Consider the following 9,058-nt stretch of genomic DNA (forward strand, 5'->3'; position numbering starts at 1 on the left):
TTATGTCTGCCAATAAAGATCTTTTGACCGTTGGGCTTGCCCAGATCACGCCTATCTGGCTCAATCGCGAAGCTACCCTTGAAAAAATCATCGACTATATAAATCAAGCTGCGGATCAAGGCTGTGATCTCGTTGGTTTTGGCGAAGCCTTGGCCCCCGGATATCCCTTTTGGCTCGACCGTACCGATGGCGCCCGTTTTAACAACGACATTCAAAAGGAAATCCACGCCAAGTATCTGGACGAGGGTGTCTGCATTGAACGCGGTGATCTTGCATCTGTTTGTGAAACCGCAAAAACACGTGAGATTGCTGTCTATGTCGGCATCATGGAACGTCCCCTTGATCGGGCGGGGCACAGCCTTTATTGCACCCTTGTTTACATCGACAAACAGGGGCGAATAGGTTCCGTTCATCGCAAACTAATGCCAACCTACGAAGAGCGTTTGGCCTGGGCCCCCGGCGATGGTCACGGTCTGCGAACACACTCCCTAGGGGAGTTCACAGTTGGTGGCTTGAATTGCTGGGAAAACTGGATGCCATTGGCCCGTGCGTCGCTCTATGCACAAGGGGAAGATCTTCATTTTTCCTGCTGGCCCGGCGGAGATCACAATACCCATGATTTACCCGGTTTTATCGCCAAGGAATCCCGCTCGTATACAATGTTTGTCTGTGGCTTGATGCGTGTGGAAGACATTACAGATGATATCCCGCATGCTGACCTTATCAGAGCCGGAGAAAGCACTGGCTTGCTTGCCAATGGCGGTAGCTGTTTGATGGGGCCAGATGGAAAATGGGTTATTGAACCTATTATTGGCGAAGAACGTCTGGCCGTCGCCACCATTGACCATAAAATAGTCCGAAGAGAGCGGCAGAATTTTGACCCCGCAGGGCACTATTCACGGCCGGATGTCACACAGCTCTCTGTCAACAGAGAGCGTCAATCCACAGTTAAATTTACAAATTAAATTTACAAGTTAAAGCGTAAGATAATCGCCTTGTATCAGTGCAGAGGTCGGTTTCCCCGACTGATCTCTGCACGTTTACTTCCTTTGGTTTTGTTGACCGACGCCCGATCAACACTGCGCTCTCGGGGGAAATGAACACAAACATTTGTCCCCACCCCAAGCTCACTATTGATAACAACGCGTCCACCATGCAATTCAATAAGTGATTTCACAATGTGAAGCCCTAACCCGCTACCTTCGTGATTCCGTGTCAAGGCCTCGCTGACTTGATGAAAGGGGTCCATGACCTTGGGTAAATCTTCTTTACTAATACCTATCCCCTTGTCGGCAATTGATAAGCTAATACCGTCTCGTTTATTCCCAGATACAGTGATAATCACATCCCCTTCTTCACGGGAAAATTTGACCGCATTAGAAAGCAGGTTAATCAACACCTGTTTAATCCGACGTGCATCCGCATAGAGATAGGGTAAGTCGCTCGGCAATTCTGTGATCAATGAAATATTATGGCTATCCGCTTTATTCGACAGCATCGCCACCGATGATTCTATTACTGTAGACAGATCCACCTCTGTCTCCACAAGATCCACATCTCCAGACTCAAGTTTGGAAACATCCAGAAGATCGTTTAAAACCTCGAGCAGGTGAACCCCTGCATTATTGATATCAAAACAATAATCTTTGTATCTTTCCTGTCCCAAGGGGCCGAAGGATTCATTTTTAAGCAGTTCTGAGAAGCCAATAATACAGTTCAGCGGCGTTCGAAGTTCATGGCTCATATTCGCCAAAAATTCATTCTTACTTCGGCTTGCCAATTGCTCTTTGCTAACAGCACTCCGCAACCGCTCTTCTGTTTTAATACGCGTTTGTAATTCAGTCTGCAGCTCTGCTGTGCGCTGTTTCACCCGCTGTTCAAGCCCGAGATTGGCCTCTTCCAGGGCTTCTGCAACTCTTTTTTGAACAGTGATATCATTGTAAGTCGTCACAAACCCATCTTGAAGCGGGTTTCCACAAACCTCTACAACAGTTCCATCCGTCCGTGTTCGTTCTAAATGATGAGGCTCGAATTTGTACGCCAGTTCCATACGTTCGTGAACCTGATGATCGATATTGCCTGGCCCATACTCTCCCCTTTCAGCATTATAACGGAAGAGATCAGCCATAGATGTTCCGGGTTTTCCAAGCTCTTCGGGAAAATCCATAAGCTCTAGAAAACGTTTGTTACACAACACCAGTTTACAATTACGATCAAAAAGGGATATGCCTTGCGTAATATTTTCGACAACCGTCTTTAACTGTCCGGCAATGGCAATCACACCACCAACCAGACAGGACGAAGCATCACTGACAAGAACAGAGGCACCACCGCCACTCAAATTAGTCATGCGGATTTGTGTTAATTCTAGGCTGGGTTGTTGGAAAACAATAGCCTGCCCAATTCCCATAAAATGAAGCCATTCGTCGATAATTTCCGCCTCAGCCCCCTTTGCATTAACGCGCACATCACTGCAAATACAACGAAGAAGAATATCGTTTAACGGTGTGCCAGCTTTGACACTATCTTTAGGGACACCCAAAAGCTTTTGAAAGTCATTATCACTACCGATCAACTCGTAGTCATTGTCAAAAAAAGCAACGGCTTGTTTTGGTAGGTAAAGCGGACTGGTATACTCCACAGACGGTCCTGCCTGAGTTACCTTATCTTTCCCCATACTGTTGACCCCAAATGCATTAGAAGGCTTGCTTGCCAGCTTTAAGGTATCAAAGATAAAGAATAAACTCTTAAAATTTCGTTGCTCTTCAAAGTGGTGCTTGACCCCAAGCCCGGAAACAGAGTTACATACTCAAAAGAATAACTAATTTTCCGTGTTTCTACCCTTAATAGCAAACACACTCTTCCTTGGCTCAAATTCCACTGATTTAGTCAGATTAAAAGGCCCCTGATTCTTAATCCTCCAACATAAAGAGACAAATACCGCTCATGACAACATTAGATCTAGATTTTATTCGCTCCAATTTTCCTGCCTTTAAAGAGCCCTCTCTTGAAAACTGGTCTTTTTTTGAAAATGCGGGGGGATCTTATGCCTGTGGTCAGGTGATTGAGCGCCTGAACTCATACTATTGCAAAACCAAATTACAGCCCTACCACCCCTTTCCCGCATCTGAAGCTGCTGGACATGAAATGGATCAGGCCCTCATTAAACTCGCCGCCTATCTGAATGTTACAGAGGCCGAGATTGATCTGGGGCCATCGACCAGCCAGAACACCTATGTACTGGCACAGGCTTTTCGGGCCACCATGCAAGAAGGCGATGAAATCATTGTCACCAATCAGGACCACGAGGCAAACTCTGGCGTTTGGCGAAGATTAGCTGACAGTGGAATTATTGTTCGCGAATGGAGAGTTGATTCAGAAACCGGGTATCTGAACCTTGCTGACCTAGATAATTTATTGAACGACAAAACACGTCTTGTCACTTTTCCTCATTGCTCAAATATCATTGCCCATATGAACCCTGTTGCTGAAATAACAGCGCGTGCCCACGCCGTTGGCGCAAAAGTTGTCGTTGATGGTGTTTCCTATGCCGGGCACGGTTTCCCCGATGTTTCTGCCCTCGGCGCGGATGTGTATCTCTTTTCGCTCTACAAAACCTTTGGCCCACATCAGGGGTTGATGGTTATCCGCCAAGAAACAAGGGATATTCTGGCTCATCAGGGGCATTTCTTTAACAAAGATCTCGCCCACAAACGATTTGTACCTGCTGGTCCAGATCATGCTCAAGTTGCGGCTTCCAACGGCGTTTCAGAGTATTTTGATGCTGTACATGCCCACCACTTTGATCATGAAGCGGATCCCCTTACGCGGGGCAAAAATGTCCATGATCTTTTTCAGGCCCATGAGCAAGACTTGATGGCACCTTTGCTTGAATATATCCGAGGCCGAAATGGTTTACGCCTTTTGGGGCCAGATACCCCCGAAGAAAGAGCACCAACCATTTCCATCATAACCAAACGTAATGGACGATCCGTTGCCGAAGACCTTTCCAAACACGGCATTATGGCCGCAGGTGGTCATTTCTATTCCTATCGGCTTTTTGAGGGAATGAATCTTGATCCTGAAGCGGGCGCCGTTCGCGTTTCCTTCGTCCACTACACCAGCCCTGATGACATCCAAAAACTACTCAAGGCATTTGATCAGGTACTATAAGCAGGAACAACACCAGAAGAGTATTCAAACTCAATGAGCCCCTTGCCTGTTATACAACACAGGCAAGGGGCTCTGCTATTTTATCGTACTTTTCTATTTCTTCTGAGTTAACAAAGTTACACAGAAATTTATCATCCACTACCTATTACGAATAAACCCTTATAAACTGGGCATAAACTTTTGATATAAATCCAGCAAGATAAGCCAAAGTTCAATAGATTTTTCAGGTGTTCCCCCTCAGGTTCTTGTTCATCACGAACACAAACCTAGGAACTAAACATGAAGCAGCTGAAACAAACCATTCTCTTTTCTTCTATCGGAATTTTCACTCTCGCTGGTGTCGCTTTTGCCCATAGCCTCGACGGCACCTATGTCGGAAAGTCCAAGACTGAAATAACGGACCTATTGCAAACTCAGGGATATGAAGTACGGGAAATCGAGGTCGAAGATGAATATCTCGAAGCCTATGCTTTGAAAGACGGCATTCGCTATGAAATTTACGTCGATCCCAACACTGGCAACATCGTTAAAGTAAAAGAAGACGATTAAATTTTTCTAGCTCTATCTCTTACTTCGGAGGGGTGATTAAGCCCCTCCATCATTTTTTATCCTGTTAGAATTGAATATTACCGGAGGCCTTATGCAAAATGTTAAAGTCTGGGATTTATTTATCCGCCTTTTTCATGCCAGTATCGCAATCCTCTTTCTAGCCAACTTCTTAGTTACTGAAGATGGCGGCACGCCCCACCGTTACCTGGGGTATATTCTTCTTGGACTACTAGCTCTCCGTTTTATCTGGGGATTTATTGGCAGTTACCACGCACGCTTTACAAATTTCACTCCAAGCAAGGAAAGTGTAAAAGAACACCTGCGTCGTATCCTGTTTCAGGAAAAAGATATTCATCTTGGTCACAACCCGCTTGGCGCACTTATGGTATTTAATCTGTTGGGATCACTCAGCCTAATCTGTTTAACTGGTATTTTAGCTGAAACAGATATGTTCTGGGGCATGAAGTGGCTCGAAGAAATTCACGAGTTCTTAGCAAATTACGCCATGATCTCTGTAGCCTTTCATCTGTTGGGCGTTGCTTGGGAGACAAAACGATCTAAAATCAATATTGTCAAAGCAATGCTTACGGGTAAAAAATCTCTCCCAAGTACTAAAGAGCCAAATGGCACCACGATACAAACATGAGTAAATTTATGAATAACGATCCCCATAAAACATCACAGCCCTTTCATGAAAGAGCAGGAACATTATGGGGTTTGTTAATCATTCAAATTATCTGCACCCTTTTCTTCCTGTCTGATGTTATCGGTGATCTCTTATTTGCTCATGACATTTTTGCTGAATTTGACCACGACATTATTGAATTTCTGGTTGTAATCGCCCTGTCAGTCAGTATTGCCTATACAGCGATACAAATACGCCACATGCTCCAACGGCAACGGCGAATAGAACAGCAAATAAAAATTGCTTCTGGTGCTTTTATATCCATGCTCGATCAATACTTCGGGGAATGGAAATTAACGCCTGCCGAACAAGATGTTGCCTTGTTTCTTATCAAGGGGATGTCATTCACAGATATCGCAAATCTGCGCCAAACACGGGAAGGAACTGTCAAAGCCCAGTGCAATGCCATCTATAACAAAGCAAACGTATCCGGTCGCCCTCAGTTATTAAGTTTTTTTATAGAAGAACTCCTGAGCGAAGAGCTCATTACCCCTAATTAATTTTTCTATCTTCAGCTTCAGAAACGGGTACTTTTCCAAGTGTAATCCGGAAAATCACGATAAACATTATTGGAACAAGGCATAAAGCCACGGCAAACACACCTTGAATCCCCCAGAATGCCCCGCAAAAAATCCACACGAGCACGACATTAAGCAGGAAATACAACGTCGCATCCGAATTAGGATCCAAGAGCTCTTTGAAAAAAGAACCAATAAGCGGCACAGCATAAATGAGCTGGAAAAACTTGGGTTCCTCAGATGTCAGCTTGTCAGGTATTGAGGAAGTCAAACTTTGAGCCGTTGTATCAGTCATGCATATTCTCACAGTATTTTAGTCGGATATAAGGTACTGCTAAAATAGGAATGCGATTATCAAACAACAAAGTGACAGAATGTCACAGAAAATTACTCGGGTATAAAACCCTTAAATCTCTGTATGCATGCGATAGCCGGGCGCATAGGCCAAGCGAACGATTGTTACCGGAATATCCGCGTTCCATGTTGTGCGATCAATCACAAAAATGGCTTCCCCTTCGATTGCTTGCAACAGTTCGGCTTCTTGGCTGGTCGCATTCGCTGCAGAAAAGGAAATATCACCCTTTGTTAAAGGCGTATTTTGGACCAACCATTCGTTTGCATCAATCTCTTGCAAGTTCACATCACGAATAGCTGCAACTTCGCACAGGTTCACCCAACGATCTTCGTAAAGGAAGGGTTGATTATCAGCATAATGCAGGCTTCGAACATGCAACATCTCAACCTTGTCAGATAATCCAAGACGACTTGCCACCGCAACCGAAGGCGGTGTCTCTGACCGTTCAAGAACAGTGTGACGCCACGCCCATCCCCTTTGTTCGACTTCCAACCTTGTAATTGGGATTTCCAATGTTGCTTTCCGAATTGGATTCAATGCCACACGTGTCCCCGCCTTGCGACGACGTTCCAACAATCCCTCATCGGCCAAGGCACGCATCGCCCGGTTAACCGTCGCACGTGCACACCCAAATTCTTCAGCTAAATCAATTTCATTGGGGATCATGTCGCCCGGCAGCCAGATCCGTTCAATTATCCGGCGCATAACCTCGGCTTTTACACTTTGCCAGCTATTGATCTCTGTTACGGTCAAATCCGGTCCTTTAATGACATCATCGTTTTTTTGTAGCGGGCAACGATTTGATCCCGTTTTATATGGTATCCCTCTTTTACCAGATGACGGCCTGCTGACCAGACATCAGTGATCATGTGGTCATCGCCTGCAAAGATATAGCTATCCAGAATGGCATCACCTTCTTTGCCTAACAAATCAACAGCATCCATATCCAAAGCAAAGAGATCCGCACGTTTCCCAACTGCGATGGCACCAGATTCACGTTGCCCTGCTTGCGATCCACCCGCCACAACAGCATCCATCAAGACACGACCCGTGGATTTTTCTTTGGTTGCAAAAACCGCCCGCCCCCGATCGCGAAGGCGTTGCGAATATTCCAGCGTCCGTAACTCTTCCGATAGAGAAATGCGAATATTTGAATCAGAACCAACACCAAAACGGCCACCAGCCTTAACATAGCGAACGCCGTCAAAAATACCGTCCCCCAAACTTGATTCTGTTATCGGACACAAACCAGCAATAGCATTTGTCCGTGCCAGACCTTCGGTTTCGTGTGGTTCCATATGGGTGCAGTGTATCAAGCACCAACGTTCGTCCACAGCATGATTTTCTAACAACCACTCTACGGGGCGTTTACCCCATGCAGATTCGATCTCTTCGATCTCGGCTGTTTGTTCAGCAATATGCATATGCAAGGGTGCTGCCGGCGCAAGTCCTGTTGCAAAGTGCATCCCTTGCTGACTAACAGCCCGAAGAGAATGAGGCGCAACACCTAATCTTGTGTCATCCGGTAATGTTTTGAGTTCTGTCGCTGCGGCTTCAAAGAGTTTTTGGAATCTATCCGGCGTGTTCCCAAACCTGATTTGTCCCGCCCCCAATGTACGGCCATCACATCCACCGTGTTCGTAGAGAACAGGCAAAAGCGTCAACCCCATTCCCGTTTCTTTTGATGCCGCAATGATTCGATGGGAAAGCTCTCCAATATTGTCATACGCCACGCCACCAGGCTGATGGTGTAAATAATGAAATTCACAGACCGCTGCATAGCCCGCTTCCAGCATTTCCATCTGCATATAGGCTGTAATCGCCTCGATATCATCAGGGCTTAAGTGATCCAAAAAGCGATACATAAGCTTTCGCCAAGTCCAGAAACTGTCTTTAGGATCTGGACCCTTGGTTTCCGTCATCCCAGCCATCGCGCGCTGAAAAGCATGGCTGTGAAGATTAGTTGGCGATGGCAAAAGTGCACCAAGTTTATCCGCCTGCATACGAACAGAGGATTCAGCGACACCGGTTTCAACCGAAGAAATCCGTCCGTCATCACCAATTACAACATGCACATCCCGCTGCCATCCGCTCTGCGTAAGTGCTTGTTCTGCCCACAGATGTCTCACTTCCCTGCTCCTCGCCATCGCTTGACAAAATATTATGTGCAGACATAATACAAATAAAGACAGACCTTATCAAGCCACGAAAAGAGAGTTTTATGCCTTTCACCTCTACTTTCGAGACACCGATGTCTCCGGTAAGCGTCACAAGCGGGAATAGTCCGGTTGTGCTGGGCATGCCCCATACGGGGACCTGGCTTCCTGAAGAAATTTTAACTAGGTTAAATGCTAACGGGAAAAAGCTTGCCGATACGGATTGGCATATTGACCAGCTTTACGCCGATCTTCTGCCAGATGTAACAATCGTCAAAGCAAACTTTCATCGCTATGCCATTGATGCTAACCGGGATCCTTCCGGTGTCAGCCTATATCCCGGACAGAACACAACAGACCTGTGCCCTTTGACTGATTTCGATAATCAGCCAATTTACCAAGATGGTTGCGCACCAGATGAAGCTGAAATTGAAAAACGCCGTTTAGACTTCCACGCCCCCTATCATGCGGCCCTACAGGCAGAGCTTGAACGCGTTCGCAACATTCATGGAACGGCCATTCTCTATGATTGCCATTCTATCAGGTCCACCATTCCGTTTCTCTTTGACGGGCTGTTACCTGATTTCAACATCGGCACCAACAACGGAGAGACTTGTAACAA

10 protein-coding genes are annotated in these 9,058 nt (G+C 46.0%); 6 read left to right on the forward strand and 4 right to left on the reverse strand.

Annotated features, from left to right (window positions below; translation table 11 throughout):
- The coding region (locus Q0241_RS01095) for a carbon-nitrogen hydrolase family protein (RefSeq protein ID WP_299371755.1) at window positions 1-965 on the forward strand (965 nt) is incomplete at its 5' end.
- 35 nt (window positions 966-1,000) lie between these two features.
- Here the strand turns inward: Q0241_RS01095 and Q0241_RS01100 are convergent.
- Window positions 1,001-2,677: a PAS-domain containing protein gene (locus Q0241_RS01100; protein ID WP_299371758.1), complete on the reverse strand. Its 1,677-nt coding sequence runs from the start codon at window positions 2,675-2,677 to the stop codon at window positions 1,001-1,003.
- 269 nt (window positions 2,678-2,946) lie between these two features.
- Between Q0241_RS01100 and Q0241_RS01105 the strand changes: the two genes are divergently transcribed.
- From Q0241_RS01105 to Q0241_RS01120, 4 genes are all read left to right on the forward strand, one after another.
- Window positions 2,947-4,173, forward strand: coding sequence for an aminotransferase class V-fold PLP-dependent enzyme (locus Q0241_RS01105; protein WP_299371761.1), 1,227 nt, complete (start codon window positions 2,947-2,949; stop codon window positions 4,171-4,173).
- 279 nt (window positions 4,174-4,452) lie between these two features.
- Window positions 4,453-4,722 carry a PepSY domain-containing protein gene (locus Q0241_RS01110; protein ID WP_299371764.1) on the forward strand — a complete coding sequence of 90 codons (270 nt, stop codon included), beginning with the start codon at window positions 4,453-4,455 and terminating at the stop codon, window positions 4,720-4,722.
- 91 nt (window positions 4,723-4,813) lie between these two features.
- A complete protein-coding gene (locus Q0241_RS01115) occupies window positions 4,814-5,368 on the forward strand; it encodes a cytochrome b/b6 domain-containing protein (protein WP_299371767.1) in 555 nt (184 codons plus the stop codon).
- A gap of 8 nt (window positions 5,369-5,376) precedes the next feature.
- Window positions 5,377-5,907: a hypothetical protein gene (locus Q0241_RS01120; RefSeq protein WP_299371770.1), complete on the forward strand. Its 531-nt coding sequence runs from the start codon at window positions 5,377-5,379 to the stop codon at window positions 5,905-5,907.
- On the opposite strand, the gene Q0241_RS01125 is transcribed toward Q0241_RS01120, so the two are convergent.
- The 3 genes from Q0241_RS01125 to Q0241_RS01135 form a co-directional block, all read right to left on the reverse strand.
- Complete coding sequence (locus Q0241_RS01125; protein WP_299371773.1) at window positions 5,900-6,220, reverse strand: hypothetical protein; 321 nt, start codon at window positions 6,218-6,220, stop codon at window positions 5,900-5,902. The genes Q0241_RS01120 and Q0241_RS01125 overlap by 8 nt on opposite strands.
- A 111-nt stretch (window positions 6,221-6,331) precedes the next feature.
- Window positions 6,332-7,033 carry a GntR family transcriptional regulator gene (locus Q0241_RS01130; protein ID WP_299371776.1) on the reverse strand — a complete coding sequence of 234 codons (702 nt, stop codon included), beginning with the start codon at window positions 7,031-7,033 and terminating at the stop codon, window positions 6,332-6,334.
- Window positions 7,030-8,409, reverse strand: a complete 1,380-nt coding sequence (locus Q0241_RS01135) for a formimidoylglutamate deiminase (RefSeq protein ID WP_299371779.1) — start codon at window positions 8,407-8,409, stop codon at window positions 7,030-7,032. Before Q0241_RS01135 ends, Q0241_RS01130 begins: the two co-directional genes overlap by 4 nt.
- A gap of 92 nt (window positions 8,410-8,501) precedes the next feature.
- Between Q0241_RS01135 and Q0241_RS01140 the strand changes: the two genes are divergently transcribed.
- The coding region (locus Q0241_RS01140) for an N-formylglutamate amidohydrolase (RefSeq protein ID WP_299371782.1) at window positions 8,502-9,058 on the forward strand (557 nt) is incomplete at its 3' end.

Source organism: uncultured Kiloniella sp. (assembly GCF_937128705.1).
Taxonomy (GTDB): Bacteria; Pseudomonadota; Alphaproteobacteria; order Kiloniellales; family Kiloniellaceae; genus Kiloniella.